This window comes from Endozoicomonas sp. NE40 (assembly GCF_040549045.1).
In the GTDB taxonomy this organism is placed as follows: Bacteria; Pseudomonadota; Gammaproteobacteria; order Pseudomonadales; family Endozoicomonadaceae; genus Endozoicomonas_A; species Endozoicomonas_A lisbonensis.
Genome location: NZ_JBEWTB010000002.1, coordinates 1,485,495 through 1,508,623, shown reverse-complemented (window position 1 = coordinate 1,508,623; position 23,129 = coordinate 1,485,495). Strand labels below are relative to the sequence as shown.

The window sequence follows — 23,129 nt, the reverse complement described above, 5'->3', positions numbered from 1 at the left end:
ATGATAAAAGGCAGGGCCAACTTAACTATTAAGTGGCTCTGCTTCAGGTTTTGCGCTAACTTCAGGTTTTGCGATAAATAGCGCTTTGATGTCCTCCAGTACTGAGTACATGCTGGGCAACAGCAGCAGGGTAATAAACGTTGCAAACAGAATGCCAAAGCCCAGTGAGATCGCCATAGGAATCATAAAGCGAGCCTGGTTAGAGGTTTCCAGAATCATCGGCGCAAGGCCACCAAAGGTGGTCAGTGTTGTCAGAATGATAGGGCGGAAACGTCGTCCACAGGCGGCAATCAGAGCGTCGTGTACGCCCAGTCCATCTTCTTCCCGGCGGCGGTTAGCCTCGGTAACCAGAATAAGACTGTCGTTAATAACGACACCGCTGAGTGCCAGAACCCCGAGTAGACTGACGACACTCATTGTGTATCCCAGTGCGATATGACCCAGAACCGAGCCAATCAGACCAAAAGGAATAATGGTCATGATAATGAGTGGCTGGGTATAGCTTTTGAACGGAATCGCCAACAGACAGTACAGTGCCAGCATGACCATAATGCCGTTGGTGAACAGGCTGTCCATGCTCTCTTTCTGTTCCATCTGGTCACCACGGAAACCAACATCCAGCCCCGGATAGCTTTCTCTCAGAACCGGAAAGATTTCTTCAGCCAGAGTCTGGCTTAATGTCATCGCTTCCGATGAAGGAGTGATATCCGCGCTGACCGTTACCCGACGACGACCTTCCCGGCGCTGAATCAGGGAGGCAGAATAGTCCCTCTCAAGGGAAGCTACCTGCGACAGGGGAACATAGCTGTTACCCACCCGAACCGGCAGTTGCTCAAGGTCAAACTCGCTGGATCGCTGGTGATCGGGCAGCATGACCATGACATCGACTTCCTCACTGCCCCGTTGCTGTCGTATAGCCCGCACACCATTGAAGGCAGCACGAACCTGACGCGCCAGTTCCCGCTCATTCAGGCCAAGGGTTTGTCCGGCAGGAAGGAGTACCAGGTTCAGTTTACTGCTGCCGGAAGCAAAGGAGTTTTCAATATCAACCACCCCGGCATAGCTGCTCAGCAGGCCTGTCAGCTCATTGCTGGCCTCTTCCAGCAGGTCGTTATCGTGGTGGCGCAGTTCTACCGTAACACCTGCCACGTCGCCACCCGGCCCACCACCGGCGGAAGAGAAGCGAACACCTTCGACGCCAGGGATATCGCCGGTGACAGCCCGCCAGGTGCGGGAAACATCCCGGGTACTCATCTCCCGAATTTCAGAAGGCTGCAGGAACATCCGGACCACAACGTGGAATTCGCCTTCACTGTTGCGCTGCATACTGGAGATACCTTTTACAAGGTCGCGTCCGCCATTTTCATCCATTACCTGTTGGGCAGACTGTTCCAGACGTTGACGAACGTCGTTGGCTTCTTCCAGTGAGGTACCCAGTGGCAGGGTCACCCGGGCAACGGAAAACTCAGCCTCAACCCTGGGCATCGTGGTAAAGCCAAGGTGTCCGCCTTTTACGTAGCTGATGGAGGTCACCAGCATGGCGACGCCGATGGCAACAATCAGGTAGCGGAACTCCAGAAGCACTCTCATGGCCGGTTTATAGAGTCGTTCAATAAACCATTCCAGTCCTTTGCTGAACTTCGACTGTATGGCATTAGCGTAGCGGAACAGTGCGGCAGGATTATCTTCCTTCAGATGCGCCAGATGAGCAGGCAGAATAAACAGGGCATCAATCCAGGAAATAACAAACACGGTGGCTACAACCAGCGGTATGACCTGAAACATCATGCCCAGTGTTCCGGGCAGGAACCAGATGGGGATAAAGGCGACAATGTTAGTCAGGATACTGAACGTCAGTGGAACAGCAATGTCCTTAACGCCAATGATGGCCGCCCGGGTAAATGGCATCCCCTGACTCATGCGTTCATAGACATTCTCCCCCGCAATAATGGCGTCATCGACCACAATTCCCAGCGCGATAATAAAGGCAAACATGGAAATCATATTGATCGACACGTCCATCACTGGCAGAAAGATCAGTGAGCCCAGAAAGGCGGTTGGAATGCCCATAGTGACCCAGAACGCAAGGCGCAGTTCCAGAAACAGCGCCAGAACAATCAGTACCAGCACCAGACCGGAGAAAGCATTTTTCAGCAACAGCCCCATACGCGCCCGATATAAAATGGCGTCGTCGTTAACAATCTCCAGTTGAACACCCGGTATCAAAGCGGCTTCGAGCTGGGGCAGCATGTCATGCACCGCATCGGAAATGCCAATGGGGGTTTGTTCGCCTATTCGGTAAATCTTGATACTGGTGGATGGTTTGCCGTTGTAATAGAACTGGAATTTGCGGTCTGCAAAGCCGTCTTCCACGGTGGCTATTTCATCCAGGTAGATATACCCGCCCTGAGGTGTTGTCACTACCGGAACCGACTCAAAGTCCTTTGCCCACTCCTGACGGTTGTCGACTTCAAGCAGGATATCGCCCCCCTCGGTATCCAGCTTGCCACCAGACTGTTTCAGCGCATGGTTGGCAATGGTGCTGGAAATGTTGTTGAGCGTCAGGTTGTAGCGTTCAAGGTTGGCCTGGTCGACAAGAACCTTCACTTCGTAACGGGATGCCCAGTGCATTTCAACCTGGGTCAGGTAAGCCGAGCGCAACAGGATATCCCGCACCTGACTGGTGGCTTCTCTCAGGGCAATGGCGTCTACGTCACCATAGAGGATAAGTTCCATGGATTCATGACGGGTAGCAGACCGGACAACCCGGGGCTTTTCGGCACCGGCTGGCAGGTTTGTCCGGTTCACGGCGCTTTCAATTTCCCGCAGCACCTGATCAACGTTGACATTGTTCATCAGTTCGGCGGTGATATTGGCAAACCCTCCCGGCGCCCGGGAGTTGACCTGCTTAATCCCTTCAATGCCCCGAATGGCGTTTTCTATGGGCAGGACGATGCCCATTTCCATTTCATCCGGAGTGGCACCGTTGTAAGAAACAGTGACCCGTACCGAGTTCATTTCAAAGTTGGGGTAGACCTCTTTTCGAATCTGAAAAGAGGTGACCAGGCCACCAATGATAAAAAACAGCATAAGCAGGTTGGCGGTTACACTGTTTTTAGTCATCCAGGCAATTGGCCCTTTGCTGGTGAGAGTCTCCAGCAATTTCCCCCCGGGCGATTGACTCATAGAGACTCCTTGTCAGCGGCTTCAGACGGCTCCTGCTGGGCTACCATATCCCTGCGGCGCCTGCGAGGCTCTGTACGCAGGGCAATACCTTCAACGGCTCCCGGTATTGCTGATGTGACCAGTTTTTCACCGGCAACAAGGCCGCCATCCACCAGAACATGGTCACGACCCCGGTAGGACAGGGTAACTTCTCTGGACTCCAGTTTGTTCTCCGTATTCATCAGCCAGACGCGGTTGCCATTCTGCAACAAACGACGAGGCAGGCTGACGACATTGTCTACCTGCTTGCCAAGGATATCGGCCTGCAGGAACTCGTTAACCAGCACCTGCGGCTTGCCCCGGTTTTCAGGGAGCAGTGCCAGCGGGTCCTTGATTTCAACCAGTACTGTTGCGGTACGAACACGGCTGTTCAGTTCCGGCAACAGGCTGATAACACAGCCTTCCCGGTAAACGTGTTCCTGCCAGTCGGCGACATTCCGGATACGTACGACAGAGCCTGTGCAATGTCCGTCTTCGGTTTCATGCTGGTTATTAGAGGGGAATTTCAGCCAGGGCAGGTATTGTGTTGGCAGGCTGACTTCTACCCAGAAGGCGTCAGTCGCCACCAGTTCAAACAGGCTCATATTGTCGCGCGCCATACTGCCTATGGAGATATGCCTTGCCGTGATCTGGGCATCGAACGGTGCTTCAATCCGGGTGCGCTCATAATCAATACGGGCTTTGGACAAGGCGGCCTGCGCCCGTTTCAGGTTGGCTTCAGCATCAGCCAGCTGTGGCTGACGCAAAACCAGTCCTACTTCATCGTCTGGCAGTTCTTTTCCGGACAGATCGTATTCCAGCTGTGCTACACGATGACGACCTCGCTCTTCTTCCAGAGTGGCTCTGGCTTTTGCCAGACCAGCCTGTGACTGCTCGATTTGCAGCAGATGATCCCTGGGATCAATTTGCAGTAATACTTCGCCTTTGTGGACAAAGCCGCCGGGAATAAAGGTATCAGGCAGGCTGACCACAGTACCACGTTGCTGGGAGCGCAAATCAACTTCCCGTTTGGCTACTACCTGACCATTGCCGGTTATCCACGGCTGCTGGCTTCCGGATTCGATGGTTTGCACCTGCACCAGCCGGGCAACGGGCTGGCCTTGTCTTGAACGTATTCTGGGCTTGCTTTCCAGATAATAACTGGCTGCGGCAACACCCATTATCAGGACAATGCAGGGGGCAATAATTTTGGCCCATTTTTTACTGTTGGCTATCGATAAACCCATGTCAGACAGCCTCCTGCAGTTGTTCTTCTTTCGTTATGGGCATTTGAATCATTAGTTCTCCATTGTCGTCAATATTAAGCAGGCTTCCGCCCAGTGACTGGTACAGGTTAATACGGCGTTCCATGAGCTGGCGTTCTGCGGCAAGGCTTCTCAGTTGCAGGTTGAAAAGGCGTTCCTGGGCGTTTAATACATCCAGATAGCGCTGTATGCCAGTGGCATAGCGGGCGCTTTCTACATCAAGGATTTTCTGGGCTGACCGGGTCTGTTCCTGCAGGCTGGCTAACTGTTCCTGCTGACTCTGTTCTTCCAGCAGGTTGGTTTCCACCTCCCGAAGCGCGTTCAGAACGGTTTGTGTATAGTCGTAAAACGCCCGTGTCGATATTGCTTCGGCCCGTCGCTGCTGGCTTTTCAGCTGACCGCCGCGAAAAATGGGTACGTTCAGGCTGAGCGCAAAGTCTGTCGCCCAGAAATCAAACAGGTCTTCCAGCTGGTCACCGCTGGTGTCGGTACCGGCTGAAATCATAAACGAAGGAATACGGGCGGCCCTGGCTTCTGCGACCTGATGACGTCTTGCCTGATACTGATACCAGCGATCCCTGATATCCGGGCGTGTTTCTACCAGATTGGCAGGAATGCCTGTAGAGGGGAGGGCTGGCAGTGTTGGAAACGCAGATACCTGCCATCTCGGTTTGCTGGCTGGCGGTTTGCCCAGTAAAACGTTGAGCTGGCGAGTCAGAATTTCCTGTCGTTTAACGGCCTGCAAATGACTGGCACGGGTGGATTCTGCGATTTGTTCCTGTCGCCAGATAGCACTGACTGAACCCTGTCCGCTGGTATAGCGCAGGTTCGTGACTTCAGTGATGTGTTCGATATTGGTTAACTGCCGGGACAAAATATCGACGCGGGCAGATTGTTCAGACAGCTGATACCAGGTTCTGGCGATATTCCCTGCCAGAGAGATGGCTGCTGACTGCAATGCTTCGGAGCTGGCAAGGTAATCATACATGGCAGCATCGGAACGGTGGCGCATGCGTCCCCACAAGTCAATTTCCCAACGGGTACTGATGCCTACATCAAATGATTCATTCTTGTTGATATTGCCATTTTGCTGCTGGTTGCGTCGGTAGCTCTGGCCGGCATTGCCTGTTACGTTCGGGTATAGCCCGGCTTGTGTCACATTAGCCTGGGCGGCAGCCTGTTCCTGTCTGGCCAGGGCGGACTGAATAGTGAAGTTGCTGGTCAGCGCTTCTTCAATAAGCAGGTTCAGTTGTGGGTCTTCGAACTCATGCCACCATTGTTCAGAAAAACTGTGTTGTCCGGTCTGGGAGAAACTGTCCGGCAAGCTTGCTGAGTCTGTCGTATGTTCTGCAGGCATGAGTGAGCAGCCCGACAGGCCGAGCGTCAGCAGTGTGACCAGAGCAATGGTGTGATGTCGATATCTGTGCATTAGTGAGCTTTACTGCAGAAGAAGTATTAGTGCTGGTCGGGTGTTATATCGGAATAGGGTTTTTGATGGGTATGACACTGATCATGTTTCGACAGTTTCTCTTAATTTGTATAAGAATGTTACAAATTCGATCGTATTTCAGCAGGTGTGAAGGAGAGGATGGAGCCTGCAGGACAGGCTCCCTGGAGGATTACAGGTATTCTTCAGCGTATGCTGCTAATGGCGAACGAGGTACTCCTTTCAGCTGTAGGGCTCCACCATGAGGAAAGTTTTTCAGGCGTTCAGTCATGTACGTCAGGCCGGAACTGGTTGGGGCAAGATAGGGTGTGTCAATCTGTGCCAGGTTGCCCAGACAGATGACCTTACTGCCCGCTCCGGCACGGGTGATGATCGTTTTGATCTGGTGTGGCGTCAGGTTCTGGCATTCGTCGATAATAATCAGACTCTGCTGGAAGCTTCGACCGCGAATGTAGTTAAGGGATTTAAAGTGCAGAGGCACCTGTTTGAGAATGTAATCCACACTGCCGTTGGTCGACTCATCATCGTAGTGCAGGGCTTCAAGGTTATCGGTAATGGCACCCAGCCAGGGTTCCATTTTTTCCGCTTCGGTGCCGGGCAGATAGCCAATATCTTCGTCCAGCCCCCGGGTTGAGCGAGTCGCTATAATTCGACGAAACTGTTTGGTGGCAACCGTCATTTCGATAGCCGCTGCCAGAGCCAGAATGGTTTTACCGGAACCGGCTGCGCCTGTCAGGTTCACCAGATGGATATCCGGGTCAAGCAACAGGTTCAGTGACATCGCCTGATAAATATCGAGCGGTTGTAACCCCCATGCCTCCTGATTCATAAGGGTTTCGTGGCTCATGTGCAGCAGCTGGATCTCATCGTCCGTCAGGCTGTGTACCCTGGCGACAAAACCGGTGTCGTCCAGGAAAAACTGATTAAGGTAAAGGTCTTCGCTGAATGTCTCTCTGGGAATGCGGTGATAAGTGGCTCCTTCCACCTGTTGTGTGTTGACTTCGTTAACACGATCCCAGAAATTTCCTTCAAAGTGGAGATAACCATTGGTCAGCATGCCGATATCGGACAGCAGCTGATCGCTGTGGTAATCCTCTGAGTGAATGCCGCAGCCTCTGGACTTGAGGCGCATGTTGATGTCTTTGGTCACCAGTATCACTTCAGTGTCGGGGTGGTTGCGCTGATACTGGCAGATGTCGTTGATGATTTTGTTGTCGTTGTTAGTGGTAGGCAGAGTTCTGACGTTGTCTGCTTCCTGATGTGACAGAATGGACAGGGTTCCCTGAGGTTCTGCTTTTTCTCCACGGCTTATGGCTACACCCGCTTCAATCTCGCCGGGAGAAGCGCTGCCCAGAATCTGATCAATAATGCGGATAGCCTGACGGCAATCGGCAGCGATGGTTTGTTTACCGTTTTTGAGTTTGTCCAGTTCCTCCAGAACTGTCATTGGAATGAGAACGCGGTGTTCTTCGAAGTTCAGTATTGAGTTTGGATCGTGTATCAGGACATTGCTATCGAGTATGTAGGTGGTTGTTTGGGTTGAGATGATCGGCTTGGCTTCCAAGGCTTTTCCCATAAGCGACTTCCTCGTCGGTTTGTGGATCTCTCATATTTAATAGTTATCGAAAAAATGAAGGTCAGCAAGTTTAAATTTCAGTTTGAAATAAAAAATTCAAATGTAACTTCAAACGGCTTTTATTCCACTTGTTTTGGTTCTAAAATTTAAGAAATAAGCTTCTTTTTCTGCTATCTGAACACCTTTCGAATGCCCACTATTTAACCCGTTTTTTGTGACTGATTAATGACTGATTCTGTATTTTTGACAAAAAAATGACCGGATAAACCGGCCATTATGTGAACTATTTCAATAATTCTTCAGGTGGGTATTCCATAGTCAGTTTGGCACCCAGCATCTCTTCCAGGTCAGGGATCAGGAAGGAGTCATCTTCGCAGGCAAAGCTGATGCTGATGCCTGATGCCCCGGCACGACCTGTACGGCCAATGCGGTGTACATAATCTTCCGGGTCTTCGGGCAGGTAGTAATTCACCACATGGCTGATGCCTTTAATGTGAATCCCGCGTCCCGCGACATCGGTAGCGACCAGCACATTGATTTTCCCGTTCTTGAAGTTGTCCAGGGTTTTAATGCGTTTCTTTTGAGGCACTTCGCCGGACAGCTGGTCGGTTTTGAAACCATCTTTCTGCAAACGCTCAGTCAGGCGTCGGGTCTGGTCCCGGCGGTTGGTAAAGACAATGACACGATCCAGTTTGTCCTGCCTGATCAGGTTGGTCAGCAGGGCGTACTTCTGTTCGTTGGTAACGAGGTAGAGTTTCTGGTCAACCGTATCGGTGGCAACGCTTTCCGGTTCGATTTCAACCTTGACCGGCTTCCAGGTCCATTGCTCACCAAGGCGCAGGACTTCATCGGTGAAGGTTGCGGAAAACAGCAGGGTCTGACGATCACCCGGGCGTGGTGTCATGCGCACGATTCGACGCACCTGGGGGATAAAGCCCATGTCCAGCATGCGGTCAGCTTCGTCGATGATCATGGTTTCGGTGAGGTCCAGGTACAGATCCTTGCGCTCACAGTAGTCCAGCAGTCGACCCGGTGTTGCCACCAGAATGTCGATGTAATTGGCATTGATCTTCTGGCGCTGCTTGTCGTAATCCATACCGCCTACCACAGTAACTACATGCAGTGGCAGGTGTTTGGTCAGGGCTTCAGCGTCTTTGCCAATCTGCAGGGCCAGTTCCCGTGTCGGGGCAATAACAACAGCCCGGGGTTCACCAATATAACGGGTGTCAGGTGGTGAAATATCAATCAGTTGTTTGATGGTACTGATCAGGAACGCAGCTGTTTTACCCGTACCCGTCTGTGCCTTACCAATGGCATCGCGCCCTGCCAGGGTACTGCCCAGAACCTCTGCCTGAATCGGTGTGCAGTATTTGAAACCCAGCTCATGGATGCCCTGCATCAGGCCGTCTGGCAGGTCGAAATCGTGGAAACGGGTTTTGCCTTCTTCCGGTTCGACCGCAAACTGGTTGATGTCCCAGGCTGGCACTGGCTTTTTATGTGCCTGTCTGGAGTGGCTTTTTCGGGGGTTATTGGTGTGTTTCTGATGGTGCTTTTTTTTGCGGGAACCTGTTGGCTCGGAGTTGTGACTCTGAGCTTTTTTTTCATTTTTCCGGGCAGACGCAGAGGTTTGCTTTTGCCCGGATTCTGAAGCCGCCTTTTTTTTGCGGAAAATGCTTAGTAAACCACTCAATGCTTTGATCTCATTCCTTATCAATTTCCTGAACCTGATTGAATTACAGGTACAGGCTGAGCAGCTGCCGCCAGAGCTCCTGCCAGATGGTGTTGGCGGGTAACAGGTCAGGTAAAAAATCCACCTGCCTCAGGGGAACATGGTGCAGCATGATGTCGCAGAGTGTTGATTGGGGTTCTGCGGCTGATTCCATCGATTTTAAGTTAAACAGGGCAGAAGAACCACTTTTGAGCCAATTGATATTGTTTTCGAACCTGTTTTACAGTTCTTCGTGGTGCTCTTCTTTTTCTTCTTTGTCTTTGCGCTTGCGCATATAAGTGCGTCCTGGCTTTTCTTTTTTGCCTACTTTACGCAGTTTGCGGCGCCATTTGCCTCTCTGGAGAATTTGCATCAAAGGCTGATCTGGCATGGGACGAACGGTAAAGTCTTTAAAATGGGCTGCAAAGAAACTGGCTTCTTCGAAGGATTTCTGGGCTTTTGCCGCAGCAGTTTCAGGCGTTGGGGTATCATGGCGATCCGAGCCTGAAATGATTTGTACAAGCGCCTGAACCGGATTGAAATCCATACTGTCTATCCTCAGCCACCCAGGGCGGACTTATAACCGTAATTACTGAATTTTATGGTTAACTAGTGAATTTTGGTATTAGACATAGGTATCACTGATTGGTTCCAATGGCAGTTTTTTGTCTCGAATTAATAAGAAAAATACCCAAAATAGTGATTAATGTGCCAATCGTGATGGATACGTCTATTTCCTCGTTGAGGATGAACAGAGCCAGTATAATGGCGCTAACCGGAATGAGATTAATGAAGGCTCCGGCCCTGATAACCCCTAATGCCTGTATGCCCTGGTAGTAGAGCAGGAAAGCACAGACGGTGCCGAACACTCCCATATACATAATGGCTATCCAGGCACTGGTACCCAATGAGCGAACCGTTTGAAAGTCGGCGGTATGCAGGGCAAAAGGCAGCAGCATAGTGAGCCCGATGGCTGAGGCATAAGTGACTGAAACCAGCGGTGACAGGGAGTTGAGAACGTATCTGCCAATGACGGAGTAGCTTGCCCAGCAAATGGCACAGACCAGTATGGCAAGGTCACCGGAGCTGAAATCAGTCAGGTTGTTCCAGCTGCCGTGTGAAGCGACAAGAATGGCACCAGAGACCGACAGGCCAATACCGACCAGCTTGCGACGGGTGAGCCGGTCGCCCAGGAACAGAACTGACATCAGGGTGATGAAGACCGGATTGCTGGCAACAATGACAGAACTGCGACTGGAAGAGACGGTTTCCAGACCAATCAACAGGCACAGGTTGTAGCCAAGAACGCCGGTCAGGCCAAGGGCTGCCAGTCCTGCAAACTGGGAGGGTGTGGGTATCGGTATCTGCTTCTCTTTCCAGAGCAGGATCAGCAGGAGCATCAGAGTAGCAATGGCAAAACGCAGGAATGCCGCTATGGCGGGTTCAACTTCGCCGACAATGGTTTTTCCTGCAACAAACACACCACCAAAGAAAAAACTCATGGCGGTCAGCTTTATATAGGGGATGAGCGGCTTTAAAGAAGAGAAATTATTCACATCCTGTCCGTACTGCTTATTGGAATTCGATGCAGTATAGACACGAAAAACTCCGGAAGGTTTCGCAGGGCAGCTTTTTCATCAAAGGCTGCCCTGTTTATGACTGAGCCAGGCAGGGCTCAGTCAGTCATTGCAGCTCAGCAACTACAGCTCAGCGACAATGTCTTTGCTGAAACTCTTTTCGCAGTACCTGCATTTCAGGCGAACGTCACCTTTGTGCTCACGCAGGGAAAAGTGAGTATCGACAGGTTCGTTGTGGGTGATGCAGTTAGAGTTCGGGCAGGAGAAAGCGCCTTGAAGGCTTTCTGGCAGCGCCATTTTGAACTTGTCGACGACCTCATAGTTGTCGATCACATTGATCGTCGCGGTGGGGGCAAACAACGCCAGCTGGTTTGCCTCCTGCTCAGTGAGCATTCGGCTGGTGACCTTGATGATATCTTTGTGACTCTGGTCCTTGCTGGGCAGATTAAAACCCACGGTAATGCTGGCGTTGGAGTCCAGCAGTTGCAGGCGATCCAGGATTTTAATGCCCTGTCCGGCAGGAATGTGGTCGATCACGGTACCCTGACGAATGGCTTCAACCTGAAGTTTCTTTCTCATTGTCTTATCCTCAATTCGTTTCAATGCCGTTTACACGACTTCATTCAATACCAGCGCCAGCAATGCCTGGCGGGCATAGACACCGTTTTCAGCCTGCTGGAAATAGTAGGCGTAAGGCGTCTTGTCGACTTCAACAGCAATTTCATCCACCCGTGGCAGTGGGTGCAGGATTTTCAGGTTGTCTTTCGCTTCTTTGAGCGAGTCCACGTCCAGAATGTATCTGGAAGCGATGTGCTTGTACTCGGTTTCGTCAAAGCGTTCTTTCTGGACACGGGTCATATAGATGATGTCCACCTGCGGGGCAGTCTCTTCGATAGAGTCCGAGAAGCGGTATTTGATCCCTTTTTCGTCCAGCTCTTCCAGAATGTAATCCGGCATTGCCAGTGCTTTCGGCGCGATAAAGGTAAACTCCGCCCCAAAATGGCACAGTGCCTGGGCGAGGGAATGCACGGTGCGACCGTATTTCAGGTCTCCAACAAACGCGACTTTCAGACCATCCAGTTTGTCCTGACATTCACGAATGCTGAACAGGTCGAGCAGGGTCTGGGTTGGGTGCTGGTTGGAGCCGTCTCCACCATTGATGACGGGGACGCTGGAAAACTCTGATGCCAGTCGGGCTGCGCCTTCCTGGGGGTGGCGCATCACGAAGGCGTCGGTGTAGGAGCTGATGATGTTGACGGAGTCTGCCAGGGTCTCGCCTTTTTTGGCAGAGGTATTGCCTGCATCGGAAAAGCCAATCAGGGTGCCGCCCAGCCGTTGTACTGCGGTTTCAAAGGACAGGCGGGTGCGGGTGGATGCCTCAAAGAAGCAACTGGCGATAACCTTACCTTTCAACAGGTCGGGGCGTGGTGAGTTTTTCAGTTCTGCTGCTGTTTCCAGAACCAGTTCAAGGTCATTCCGGTTAAAGTCAGCAATGGAAATGATATCTCTTTTGTAGAGTCGGTTTTCCATCAATAAACACCTGTCTGCGTGGGTTTTTAAATCAAAAAAAAGCCCCTTATAAAAGGGGCTTTTTAAAAAACGGGAAATCGACGACGGCTGGCATAGAGAGTCGGAGCCAGTGCTTCACGTTTTACTGTGACTAATATAAACACGAGTTTGCTTAGCCTCGGAAGTTTCCGTTCGTCCTGTAAACCTGCTTTTGGCAGGCTTAATAAAGCATTCTAACAAGTTATTGCAGTGAAAAAGCTGCAGTAAGTCAATATTGCTGCGGAATCGCTGATAAACAGCCTTGCAAATTAAGCGACATTTTACGTATGACGTCTGGCCGGTCAAGCCATCAATCAGGGTTTTGCTGTTTCCGCAGGTGGTTTTCTGGACCAGTAACCGGCCTGCCAGGCACCCAGTAAATTCTGGGTTATGCTGAATATGGCTCCCGGCAGGGCCGCCAGAGTCGAAAAGTGCTTGAAAGCCAGGGCGGCTGCCAACCCGGTGTTCTGTGTGCCAACTTCTATGGCAACAGTGCGGGCCGTAGGTATATCCATTCCACACAGCCTGGCAGAAAAGTACCCTGACACCAGCCCCAGAATGTTATGCAGCAGTACCGCGAAAATGGCTACGGCAGAAACCGTGGCAAGCGCGTCAGCGTTCAGGGCGATCACCAGGGTAATCGCACAGCAAATGCCTGTCACCGCAACCGCAGGCAAGCAGGGCTTAATGCGGCTGATCTGCCGTGGACAAAGGAAATTTAGAAGCACGCCCCCAGCCACTGGCAGGATAACGATTTTCAGGATGCTGAGCAGCATACCGGCCTGATCAACCTGAATAACGGTACTTAGATACAGGGAACACAGAAAGGGCATAACAACAACGGCCATCAACGTCGAGAGCGTTGTCATACCAATCGACAACGCGACCCGTCCTCCTGCCAGATAAGCAAGCACATTGGAAGCCGTGCCGCCGGGGGCAGTGCCTACCAGCATCATACCTATCAGCAGTTCTGTTGGAAGCGAAAGCGCCTGACTGATGGTCCAGGCCAGCAAAGGCATCAGGATAAATTGCAGACAAACGCCCACAGCCAGCGGGCGCACATCGGTTAATGCCTCACGCAGGTCAGTTATCGTCAGGGTCAGTCCCATGGCGAACATGATAATGGCTAGCAGGGGAGACATAGCGAACTTGTAAGGGGCAATGGCAGAACTGAAACAGTAGCCAGTGGCCAGACCGCACAGCGCCCACAAAGGGAGTAATCTGGAAAACAGGGTTATGATCCTTTTTGTTTCCGGGAATTTTGTTGCGACAATATAGCAGGTTTTTGGAGCTAGCCGGTGCGATACCACCAGTCATTATGGGAGTGCCAGTAGAGACTTTTCTGATCGGGATGTTCAATTCGGTTCCAGTACAGAATGTGTAACTGGCGGGTATGCCATTTGGGGATCAGATAGTAATGGCTTCGCAGAATCCGATCCAGAGATCTTCCCACCGGAATCAGTTCGTTGTAGCTCTGGCAGTTTACGAGCTTGCCGAGCAGGTAATCGATCGCCGGGTCTTGAATACCGGCAATATTGCCGCTGCCTGGTTGATGAGCCGCTTTGCTGCTGTAGGTATGCAGCTGTTCGGAGCCGGGAAACAGGGAGTGCCAGAAGTGCCAGTTAGCCACTTCAAAGTCAAACTGCTTTATGCGTTTACGGAACTGGCTTTTGTCGACGGTTTGAACATCCAGATCAATGCCAATGTTGCCCAGCATTTTTCGAAAGGGAACCAGCAGGCGTTCCTGTGAGTGATCATCGCTGAGAACGCTAATGGTCAGTCGCTCTCCGGTTTTATGGTGTTTCATCGCGCCTTTTTGCAGAACCCAACCAGCCTCTTTCAGCAGGTTGATTGCCTTGCGCTGGTTGTCGCGGTTGTTGCCATCCCCTTTTGTTACCGGAGGTAGTTCCGGGTAGCCGTAGACAGAATCCTTCAAATGCGCTTTTACAGGTTGCAACAGGCTGAGTTCGTCTTTATCCGGTGGTTCTTTCGCCTGCAGGGCGGTGTAGCTGAAAAAACTGACCGTACGCTGGTAATTTGAATGTAACAGCTTCTGGTTAATCCACTCGAAGTCGAACAGTAGCGTTAACGCTTTGCGCACCCGTAGATCCCTGAACTTGTCTAAACGGGTATTGAAGACCAGTCCAGCCATGCCCGGTGGGTATTCCAGCAGCAGTGTTTTGTGTCGGATGCGGTCTTTCTTTTTATCGGGGAGCTTCTTGTCTGACTTTTGGCTGTCTGACCGTTTGCTGCCATCCGGCCACTGACTGGCGTCCTGTTCATAGCGAAGGTCGTAAAGCCCTGCTTTAAAAGCCTCTGCGGCAGCGTGCTGATCCCGGTAGACATCAACACGAATTGCATCAAAATTGTAACGGCCTTTATTGACCGGAAGATCAGCTCCCCAGTAGTCCTTAACCCTTTCGTAAACAATGCTCTGGCCTTTGATAAATTTACCGGGGCGTAGAGGGCCACTGTGTACGGGTGGTTCTGTTAATTTGTCATCCAGTGAACGCTTTTCCCAGTAAGTTTTTGACAGAACGGGCATGTAAGCTGACAGCGCTATGGCTTTGGGACCGGGTGTGGCAAAAGTAAAACGAACTTTCTTCGGGCTAAGGACTTCGGCAGAGGTGTTTTTGTATAAGTTCCTAAAGAACGGAGAGGCTTCTGTTTTCAGGCGATCCAGAGTAAAGGCAACATCACTGGCTGTAATGCTCTGGCCATCAGAGAGCCGGGCTTTGGGATGAATATGAAAGATGACCCAGCTGTAATCGTCAGGGTATTCCAGTTGTTCAGCCACATAACCGTATAGAGAGTAGTTCTCATCCGCTGAACGAACCATCAGCCGGGCATGGGTATCGTGGATATAAGGGGGGGCAACTCCCCGGTTGTTGAAGGGATTCAGTGAATCGAAATTCAGGGTTGTCGCCAGCTTTAGTGTACCGCCCTTGGGGGCTTCAGGGTTTACGTAAGCAAAATGGGTAAAGTCGGCCGGGTACTTGCTGTGGCCAATCAGGGTGAACTGATGGCTGATGGTAGTCCGGGCAATGGCTGAATGTGTAGCGCAGAATATTGCCAGAAATATGGCAGGTAGAAAAAGCCGCATATTGCTCTCATTCTGTCGTTATAGCAGCCAATGATAGCCAAAACACCTGCTCAGGCTTCTTCGGTATGATGTTGCCAAAAATCGGGCGCAGACAGTGGTAGGCCGCAGGACTGCCAGCTTCCTGCCATTTGCGCTGGGGGGACGACAATTAAGGCAACCATGACTCGCCATTACAAAACAAGGCTTCAGGCAGCAATCGTTTCACATTGGAAGTGAGTTGTGTGTGACGTGATGTGGCGCTGGGGAGGTAATGTCCTGAAGCGTTGTTCCACATGACAAGTTCTCCGTGAAGGAAGTCTAATACACCGGCATACAACACATCACTACCCAGTGAAATGGATGAGTGTCCAGCGACAGTCTGTTCTTCACCAAATTGGTCGTTCGTTACATCAGGCCCTACCATGACTTGTTGAGGATAGTCAGCCAGAATGGCATACAAATAATAGCCATCAAAAAGTACAGGAACATTTACACTGGTATGTTCCGGGAAAAAGGAAGCAGGCATCAGATAGTAACGCCTGCCAGTTTTCTCTAACAAAAAGACACTGTTAACATTGCCTGGCGGGTGTGGTTGGCCTTGTAGTTTTAATGGGACTATTTTGCTCAAGTCATAAAATATTTTTTCTACGGCAGGGTAGTACATAGTCACTTCCATCTCGCAATTCTTTCCGGATTCACGCTCCGCTTTCAAATGTATGTTATTCCGGTTTTTTGAAGTGACAGCCGCCGGGAATTTCAATGGTCAGGTCACTTTTAGCGTGGCAGCAGCAAGGCAGAATCCGGCCTTCCGGTACAAAGGCTATGGGGTCGCTGGTGTATTCCACCTCGCCTTCAACCAGCTGCACCTGACAGCTGCCACAGAAGCCTTCCCGGCACTGATATTCGACATCGACCTTTTGAGACTCCAGGGCTTCCAGCAGGTTCAGCTCGCTTCTGGGAATAAAGCTGAACCCTTCCATAATCTTGATGATATTGGCCAATGGAAGCCTCCTGTCGTTAGTCAGTCCGTTAAGGAGATGGAGTTAAAGTGAGCAGAAGCTACAGCGAAAAGTTACTGAAGTCTTCTGATCCCACTTCACTGTCTATCTGTCCCACCAGGTAAGAGCTGACTTCAACTTCCTGCGGCGCTACCTGTACATTGTCGCTGTTCAGCCAGCTGTTCATCCATGGCAGAGGGTTCTGGATCGGAGCAAAGGCCGGTTCCATGCCGATGGCGGACATGCGCTGGTTGGTAATGTATTCCACGTACTGGCTGAGAATATCTTTATTCAGGCCGATCATTGAACCGTCCTGGAACAGGTATTCAGCCCACTCTTTTTCCTGCCTTGCGGCTTCTATGAATATCTCTCTGGCTTCGCTTTTCAGTGACGCTGCGATTTGAGCCATTTCCGGATCATCCTTACCTTCCGCCATGATCTGCAGCATGTGCTGGGTACCGGTCAGGTGCAGGGCTTCATCGCGGGCGATCAGTTTGATGATCTTGGCGTTGCCTTCCATGGTGGAACGCTCAGCAAAGGCAAAGCTGCAGGCAAAGCTGACATAGAAACGGATGGCTTCCAGCACGTTGATCGAAACCACCGTCAGGTAGAGCCGCCGTTTCAGGTCGGTGACCGACACATGTATCGTTGTGCCATTCACCCGGTGCTCGCCTTCACCCAGCACGTTGTACTGGTTGATACCCTCAATCAGGTCGTCGTAATAACGGGTAATATCGGTGGCTCTCTGGACAATGGCGCTGTTGGTGACAATATCATCGAATACGGCTGAAGGATCCGGAAGAATATTGCGGATAATGTGAGTGTACGAGCGCGAGTGAATAGTTTCGCTGAAAGCCCAGGTCTCAAGCCAGGTTTCCAGCTCTGGCAGGGAGACAATCGGCAGCAGGGCAACATTGGGTGACCGCCCCTGGATGGAGTCCAGCAGGGTCTGATACTTCAGGTTGCTTAGAAAAATGTGCTTTTCATGTTCTGGCAGGGCAGCGAAATCGCTGCGGTCTGTTGACAGATCCACTTCTTCAGGTCGCCAGAAAAACGACAACTGTTTTTCAATCAGCTTTTCGAAGATGGGGTGTTTCTGCACGTCATAGCGGGAGACGTTGACATTGCGACCAAAAAACATGGGTTCTTCAGTGGCATTAAACAATTCCTGGTTGAAAGTGGTGTAGCTCATAGTATTGGTCTATCCGGGTCGCCGCAGCGACCACGACTGGGTTGAGTTGAATTGTCGTTAAATTTTGCAGGCTCCACCGGCACAACCGTCATCGGCCTCTTCGTGGGAATCCGCTGCGCCATCACGGGTGTTGTGGTAGTAGAGCGTTTTAACACCCAGCTTGTAGGCGGTTAACAGGTCTTTCAACAACAGTTTGACGGGTACCTTGCCCCCTTCGAAACGAGCCGGGTCGTAGTTGGTGTTGGCAGAAATTGTCTGGTCAACAAACTTTTGCATAATGGCAACCAGCTGAAGGTAGCCGTCATTGCTCTTGATGTCCCACAGTAGTTCGTAGCGTCCACGGAGTTCTTCATAATCCGGAACGACCTGCTTGAGAATACCGTCTTTGCTGGCTTTTACACTGACATAGCCTCGTGGAGGCTCTATGCCATTGGTGGCATTGCTGATCTGTGATGACGTTTCTGAGGGCATCAGGGCGGTCAGGGTTGAATTGCGCAGCCCGTATTCACGAATCTCAGTCCGCAGGGCTTCCCAGTCCAGATGCAGAGGTTCCGGGCAGACTGCGTTAAGGTCCTGCTTGTAGGTGTCCACAGGCAGGATGCCTTTGGCGTAAGTGGTTTCATGGAATTTGGTGCAGGTTCCCTGTTCTCTGGCTAACTGGTTGGAGGCTTTCAGCAGATAGTACTGGATCGCTTCAAAGGTTTTATGGGTCAGGCCATTGGCAGAACCGTCGGAGTAGCGCACATTATTTTTCGCCAGATAGTTGGCAAAATTGATCACCCCCACACCCAGCGGACGACGCCCCATGGTGGCGTTATAGGCGGCAGGCAGCGGGTAGTCCTGATAGTCCAGCAGGCTGTCCAGCGCGCGTACCAGCAGATCTGCCAGTTCTTCCAGTTCATCCAGCTGTTCCACCTTACCAAGGTTGAAGGCAGCCAGGGTACACAGGGCTATTTCACCCTCTTCATCCATTACATGCTGCAATGGTTTGGTGGGCAGGGCAATTTCCAGGCAGAGGTTGCTCTGGCGTACAGGGGCTACAGCAGGATCAAACGGGCTGTGGGTGTTGCAGTGGTCAACGTTCTGCAGATAGATGCGGCCGGTACTGGCACGCTCAGAGGCAAACAGAGAGAACAGCTCAACGGCCTTCAGGGTCTTTTTGCGAATGCTGTCGTCTTTTTCATACTGTTCATACAGTACTTCAAACTGTTCCTGGTCCTGGAAAAAGGCGTCGTAAAGACCGGGTACATCGCTGGGGGAGAACAGGGTGATATTGCCACCCTGGATCAGGCGCTGGTACATCAGGCGGTTAAACTGAACACCGTAGTCCAGATGCCGTACCCGGTTTTCTTCGACCCCACGGTTGTTTTTCAGTACCAGCAGGTTTTCAACCTCGTAGTGCCATAGAGGGTAAAACAGCGTAGCGGCTCCGCCCCTGACACCGCCCTGAGAGCAGGATTTTACGGCCGTCTGGAAGTGCTTGTAGAAAGGGATGCAGCCGGTATGGAAGGCTTCGCCGTCCCGGATCGGGCTGCCAATGGCACGAATCCGGCCAGCGTTAATGCCAATGCCAGCCCGCTGGCTGACGTATTTAACAATGGCGCTGGAGGTGGCGTTGATGGAATCCAGTGAATCACCACACTCAATCAGGACGCAGGAGCTGAACTGCCGTGTGGGGGTTCTGACCCCAGCCATGATGGGGGTGGGCAGAGATAGCTTGAAGGTAGACACCGCATCATAAAAGCGACGAATGTAGTCAATTCGGGTAGCTTTAGGGTAGCTGGAAAACAGACAGGCACCGATCAGCATATAGAGCATCTGCGGGCTTTCGTAGTAGGTTCCGGTGACACGGTTCTGAACCAGATATTTGCCTTCCAGCTGTTTAACAGCCGCATAACTGAAATTCATGTCGCGCTGGTGGTCAATGAAACTGTTCATCTGGCTGAATTCAGCTTCACTGTAGTCTGTTAAGAGGTGAATGTCGTATTTTTTGGCTTCACAGAGTTTCTGGACATGGTCGTACAGTGCCGGAGGCTCAAACTGACCGTAGGCTTTTTTACGGAGATGAAAAATGGCCAGCCTGGCGGCCAGGTACTGATAATCAGGTGCCTGTTCAGAGATCAGGTCAGCAGCAGATTTGATCAGGGTTTCATGGATGTCGGTGGTCTGGATGGCATCATAGAACTGTATATGAGACTTTAGTTCAACTTCTGAGACAGAAACATTGTTTAATCCCTCAGCAGCCCAGGCTATCACCTTGTGAATCTTGTCCAGATCCAGCTGCTCCTTGTCGCCGTTTCGCTTGGTGACCAGGATGTTTTTGTTCATTCAACCCTTACCTGTAAATCAATATATTGTGTTTTCGTTGTCGACACGAAACCCGTCGACTGCGCCCGTCTCAGGAGGCAGAAACCAGAAAGCTAATGGGAGATGCTGATGGCTTGCTTATAACCTGGATCGATAAAAAACCAGAATCAACTGCAACATGTATCTTAGAAAGCAAGCCCTGACTACTGGTCATCCAAGTGTCTTTAAAGCATTCTTCCCTGATCGTTAGCATTCTTGCAGCACCATAATCTGTGCTTTTGAGTACTCGCAGTCAGCGGTACTGCCATAACATCTTGTGGGGTGCTGAACACGATGCATACAACATGTTGTGTGCGACCTGTCTATATACACAAGATAATGCGGTATTGAGATAAGTTCAAGTTGACGCTGTCGTGGAAATGCAGTGAAAAACCTGCGAATTTATTTTCATGTTAGTGTTTGCAAACTGGCAGTTTGTCTTTCTTATCGCCCTCAAACAGTATCCAACAGGTCATGATTGAGACCCAAATTTTTTTATAATAAAAAGAAATACAATTTGGCTTTTAGATAAGAAAAATACTATTGATTTTTCCTGATTCCGGCAGCTGTGCGATTTTCACTAACCACAACATATAGTGTTTGAGATTTTAACGGATCTGCGCAAATTTTTCTGTGAAATAATGCCTTTGCCCTGAACTGTTTTTATCCATCTGGTGTCGGTGTTTGTCAACGAATGTGTCGTGATATTGTAACAAACCGCGCTGTGAAGGCATTACAGGCAGGATTCTGGCGCAGGGCTGTAGTAGTATCACGCACACTAAGTTATACGCTGGAAGTTTGGTTGTGGAAAATACAGAGACAGGTCGAATACTGATCGTTGAGGACGATGAGCGGCTGGCAGCCCTGACCAGGGATTATCTTGAGAACAATGGCCTGCAGGTCACCGTGGAAGGCGACGGCGGCAAGGCCGTTGAACGCATTCTGCAGGAACGCCCTGATCTGGTCGTGCTGGATCTGATGCTGCCCGGAGAGGATGGCATATCGATCTGTCGCCGGGTTCGGGGACAGTATCACGGCCAGATTCTGATGCTGACGGCACGGGCTGAAGACCTTGATGAGGTTCTGGGTCTGGAAATGGGGGCTGACGACTATGTGGCCAAACCGGTTCGCCCCAGAGTTTTGCTGGCTCGTATCCGGGCTTTGCTGCGCCGGGCTGTTGCGCCGGCTGAAGAAGAGCAGGAACAGGATGCCAGTCGCCTGACGTTTGGTCCGCTGGTTGTCGATAATGCGATGCGCGAAGCCTGGCTGAATCAGGAAAGCATTGAGTTGACCAGCGCCGAGTTCGACCTTCTGTGGCTGCTCTGCTCCAATGCGGGTCGTGTCCTGAGCCGGGAAGAGATATTTGCCCAGCTGCGTGGCATCGAATACGACGGTCAGGACCGGTCTATCGATGTACGGGTATCCAGAATTCGTCCCAAAATTGGCGATGACCCGATGCATCCCCGCCTTATCAAAACAGTACGCAGTAAAGGCTATCTGTTTGTAAAAAGTGATTGAGTCATGAGCCTGGCCGGGAATAGCATCCGCCAGGCTCATGGCACTGACAGGTTAGATTTGTGAGTAGTATTTTTCTCCGAATATATGGCGGGCTTCTTTTCACGCTGGTGCTGGTGGCTGTTTTGTCTGGCATCTCGGTGACGCTGATCAATGGTCACCGTCTGGGTGAGTACCGTGAAGATATGGTCCGGGGCACATTCCGGCTGATGTCAGAAAGCCTTCAGGAACTGCCCGAACAGGAGCGTCAGGCGTGGCTGGATGAGTGGGCTTACCGGGTAGCCATTCCTTTTTCAATCGTACCGGTTGATCAGTCCGGACTCAGTGAAAAAGCCTTGCAGCACATGGATCGATCCGGTGTGTCTATTCAGATGTTGGATGACAGTCGGGCTCTGGTGTCTACCCGCCTTGACCAGAACCGGTTACTGCAGGGCAGTGTGTTGAATATTTCGGAGCAGATTATCAATGGCACACTGAGTTTGCTCCGGGAAAAGCTTCTGCGCTACCCGCCCGAAGAACGGGAACAGCGTTTGCAGGCGTTGTCGGTCAGCTCGTTCAGCTATCCGGTGCATCTGCTTAATGAAGCCCAGACCCGGCTGTTGCCTGTTCAGCAGAAGGAGTTGCGTCAGGGCAGTATGCTGATGCTGCTGGACGATGAGGGGCAGAGCATTTCCATGTACACCAGCCTGCCGGATACAGGCCGCCTGTTGCGGCTGGGGCCTCTGAGGTTACTGAATCCTTACCCCTTTAAGTTGATGATTTCCATCGGTTTGTTTGTGCTGACCTCGATCAGTCTGGCGATTTATATCCTGGTTCGCGGCATGGAGAAACGCCTGCGTCGTCTGGAGCGCGCTGCTACCCGTTTCAGCCGGGGCGATTTTGATGTACGGGTCACTATTGGTGGAACCGACTCTATCGGGCGCCTTGCTTCTGCCTTCAATGCGATGGCGGGCTACATTCAGCGACTACTGAGCCTGAAGAAGGAGATGATTCGTGGTGTTTCCCATGAGCTGCGAACGCCGGTGGCCCGTCTGCGTTTTGGTCTGGATCTGATTGCAGACGCTGAAACCAGTGAGGAGCGTGAGAAGCAGCTGGAAGGAATGGATAAGGATATCGAAGAGCTGGATAATCTGGTTGATGAATTTCTGACCTATGCCAATCTGGAACAGGCCGCTCCGGAGATTCGTTATAAACGACACGATGTTGATAAAGTGGTGGCGCAGGTGGTCAGTGAATACGGGCGCTTGCAGGATCGTGTGGAGATTGAACATATTCCCTGCAATGTGCTGGACCCAAGACGCTTTGCGGACGTTGACCGACGCTATATCCACCGTGCTATCCAGAACCTGATTGGCAATGCCTGCCGCTATGCCAGTGGCAAAGTTCAGGTACGTTTTTCATCCACTCAGGAAACCTGCAGAGTGGATGTAGACGACGACGGACCTGGTATTGCCGAGGAAGAGTGGGATCGGGTTTTCTCTGCTTTCAGTCGTCTGGACGACAGTCGTACCCGTAATACCGGCGGTTATGGTCTGGGACTTTCCATTGTCCGCAGGATTATGTACTGGCATAACGGTCGGGCGATGGTCAGTCACAGCCCGATGGGGGGAGCCCGGTTCAGTCTGGTATGGCCTCGCAAGCAGCGACGATAAATCCATTTGAAGCATTCCA

Annotated in this window: 18 protein-coding genes; 2 read left to right on the top strand and 16 right to left on the bottom strand. The window is 51.4% G+C overall.

What is annotated here, in order from left to right; genetic code table 11:
• Positions 1-21: 21 nt before the first annotated feature.
• The 16 genes from V5J35_RS07735 to nrdA all read right to left on the bottom strand — a co-directional run bounded on the left by V5J35_RS07735 (position 22) and on the right by nrdA (position 19,925).
• Positions 22-3,186: an efflux RND transporter permease subunit gene (locus V5J35_RS07735; RefSeq protein WP_354010696.1), complete on the bottom strand. Its 3,165-nt coding sequence runs from the start codon at positions 3,184-3,186 to the stop codon at positions 22-24.
• The gene (locus tag V5J35_RS07730; RefSeq protein WP_354010695.1) at positions 3,183-4,451 is read right to left on the bottom strand and encodes an efflux RND transporter periplasmic adaptor subunit; all 1,269 of its coding nucleotides are present in this window, start codon (positions 4,449-4,451) and stop codon (positions 3,183-3,185) included. The genes V5J35_RS07735 and V5J35_RS07730 overlap by 4 nt, the downstream gene beginning before the upstream one ends.
• A 1-nt stretch (position 4,452) precedes the next feature.
• Positions 4,453-5,898 (bottom strand): TolC family protein, encoded by a 1,446-nt coding sequence (locus tag V5J35_RS07725; RefSeq protein ID WP_354010694.1) that lies wholly within the window; start codon positions 5,896-5,898, stop codon positions 4,453-4,455.
• A 190-nt stretch (positions 5,899-6,088) separates the two neighbouring features.
• A complete protein-coding gene (locus tag V5J35_RS07720; RefSeq protein WP_354010693.1) occupies positions 6,089-7,492 on the bottom strand; it encodes a PhoH family protein in 1,404 nt (467 codons plus the stop codon).
• Between the two features lie 283 nt (positions 7,493-7,775).
• The gene (rhlB, locus tag V5J35_RS07715; RefSeq protein WP_419095790.1) at positions 7,776-8,978 is read right to left on the bottom strand and encodes an ATP-dependent RNA helicase RhlB; all 1,203 of its coding nucleotides are present in this window, start codon (positions 8,976-8,978) and stop codon (positions 7,776-7,778) included.
• 247 nt (positions 8,979-9,225) lie between these two features.
• Positions 9,226-9,375, bottom strand: coding sequence for a hypothetical protein (locus V5J35_RS07710; protein ID WP_354010691.1), 150 nt, complete (start codon positions 9,373-9,375; stop codon positions 9,226-9,228).
• 66 nt (positions 9,376-9,441) lie between these two features.
• Positions 9,442-9,747 carry a hypothetical protein gene (locus tag V5J35_RS07705; RefSeq protein ID WP_354010690.1) on the bottom strand — a complete coding sequence of 102 codons (306 nt, stop codon included), beginning with the start codon at positions 9,745-9,747 and terminating at the stop codon, positions 9,442-9,444.
• Positions 9,748-9,838: 91 nt separating this feature from the next.
• Positions 9,839-10,756, bottom strand: a complete 918-nt coding sequence (locus V5J35_RS07700) for a DMT family transporter (protein WP_354010689.1) — start codon at positions 10,754-10,756, stop codon at positions 9,839-9,841.
• Positions 10,757-10,900: 144 nt separating this feature from the next.
• A complete protein-coding gene (pyrI, locus tag V5J35_RS07695; RefSeq protein ID WP_354010688.1) occupies positions 10,901-11,356 on the bottom strand; it encodes an aspartate carbamoyltransferase regulatory subunit in 456 nt (151 codons plus the stop codon).
• Between the two features lie 30 nt (positions 11,357-11,386).
• Positions 11,387-12,307 (bottom strand): aspartate carbamoyltransferase, encoded by a 921-nt coding sequence (pyrB, locus tag V5J35_RS07690; protein WP_354010687.1) that lies wholly within the window; start codon positions 12,305-12,307, stop codon positions 11,387-11,389.
• 332 nt (positions 12,308-12,639) lie between these two features.
• Entirely contained in the window at positions 12,640-13,536 is an 897-nt protein-coding gene (locus tag V5J35_RS07685; RefSeq protein WP_354010686.1) for a bile acid:sodium symporter family protein, read from the bottom strand.
• An 80-nt stretch (positions 13,537-13,616) separates the two neighbouring features.
• The gene (locus V5J35_RS07680) at positions 13,617-15,428 is read right to left on the bottom strand and encodes an extracellular solute-binding protein (RefSeq protein WP_354010685.1); all 1,812 of its coding nucleotides are present in this window, start codon (positions 15,426-15,428) and stop codon (positions 13,617-13,619) included.
• A gap of 148 nt (positions 15,429-15,576) precedes the next feature.
• Complete coding sequence (locus V5J35_RS07675; RefSeq protein ID WP_354010684.1) at positions 15,577-16,071, bottom strand: hypothetical protein; 495 nt, start codon at positions 16,069-16,071, stop codon at positions 15,577-15,579.
• 55 nt (positions 16,072-16,126) lie between these two features.
• Positions 16,127-16,408 (bottom strand): class I ribonucleotide reductase maintenance protein YfaE, encoded by a 282-nt coding sequence (gene yfaE / locus V5J35_RS07670; RefSeq protein WP_354010683.1) that lies wholly within the window; start codon positions 16,406-16,408, stop codon positions 16,127-16,129.
• A gap of 58 nt (positions 16,409-16,466) precedes the next feature.
• Positions 16,467-17,597, bottom strand: a complete 1,131-nt coding sequence (gene nrdB / locus V5J35_RS07665; RefSeq protein ID WP_354010682.1) for a class Ia ribonucleoside-diphosphate reductase subunit beta — start codon at positions 17,595-17,597, stop codon at positions 16,467-16,469.
• 57 nt (positions 17,598-17,654) lie between these two features.
• Positions 17,655-19,925, bottom strand: a complete 2,271-nt coding sequence (gene nrdA / locus V5J35_RS07660; RefSeq protein ID WP_354010681.1) for a class 1a ribonucleoside-diphosphate reductase subunit alpha — start codon at positions 19,923-19,925, stop codon at positions 17,655-17,657.
• 822 nt (positions 19,926-20,747) lie between these two features.
• On the opposite strand from nrdA, the gene V5J35_RS07655 reads away from it, so the two are divergent.
• Both V5J35_RS07655 and V5J35_RS07650 read left to right on the top strand, forming a co-directional pair.
• Complete coding sequence (locus V5J35_RS07655) at positions 20,748-21,461, top strand: winged helix-turn-helix domain-containing protein (protein WP_419095778.1); 714 nt, start codon at positions 20,748-20,750, stop codon at positions 21,459-21,461.
• A 59-nt stretch (positions 21,462-21,520) separates the two neighbouring features.
• Entirely contained in the window at positions 21,521-23,110 is a 1,590-nt protein-coding gene (locus V5J35_RS07650) for an ATP-binding protein (RefSeq protein ID WP_354010679.1), read from the top strand.
• Positions 23,111-23,129 lie beyond the last annotated feature (19 nt).

Bases quoted from the DNA above. Each gene is read 5' to 3' on its own strand.
- V5J35_RS07735 (WP_354010696.1), bottom strand. From the start codon at position 3,186: ATGAGTCAATCGCCCGGGGGGAAATTGCTGGAGACTCTCACCAGCAAA.
- V5J35_RS07730 (WP_354010695.1), bottom strand. From the start codon at position 4,451: ATGGGTTTATCGATAGCCAACAGTAAAAAATGGGCCAAAATTATTGCC.
- V5J35_RS07725 (WP_354010694.1), bottom strand. From the start codon at position 5,898: ATGCACAGATATCGACATCACACCATTGCTCTGGTCACACTGCTGACG.
- V5J35_RS07720 (WP_354010693.1), bottom strand. From the start codon at position 7,492: ATGGGAAAAGCCTTGGAAGCCAAGCCGATCATCTCAACCCAAACAACC.
- V5J35_RS07710 (WP_354010691.1), bottom strand. From the start codon at position 9,375: ATGGAATCAGCCGCAGAACCCCAATCAACACTCTGCGACATCATGCTG.
- V5J35_RS07705 (WP_354010690.1), bottom strand. From the start codon at position 9,747: ATGGATTTCAATCCGGTTCAGGCGCTTGTACAAATCATTTCAGGCTCG.
- pyrI (WP_354010688.1), bottom strand. From the start codon at position 11,356: ATGAGAAAGAAACTTCAGGTTGAAGCCATTCGTCAGGGTACCGTGATC.
- pyrB (WP_354010687.1), bottom strand. From the start codon at position 12,307: ATGGAAAACCGACTCTACAAAAGAGATATCATTTCCATTGCTGACTTT.
- V5J35_RS07680 (WP_354010685.1), bottom strand. From the start codon at position 15,428: ATGCGGCTTTTTCTACCTGCCATATTTCTGGCAATATTCTGCGCTACA.
- V5J35_RS07675 (WP_354010684.1), bottom strand. From the start codon at position 16,071: ATGTACTACCCTGCCGTAGAAAAAATATTTTATGACTTGAGCAAAATA.
- nrdB (WP_354010682.1), bottom strand. From the start codon at position 17,597: ATGAGCTACACCACTTTCAACCAGGAATTGTTTAATGCCACTGAAGAA.
- nrdA (WP_354010681.1), bottom strand. From the start codon at position 19,925: ATGAACAAAAACATCCTGGTCACCAAGCGAAACGGCGACAAGGAGCAG.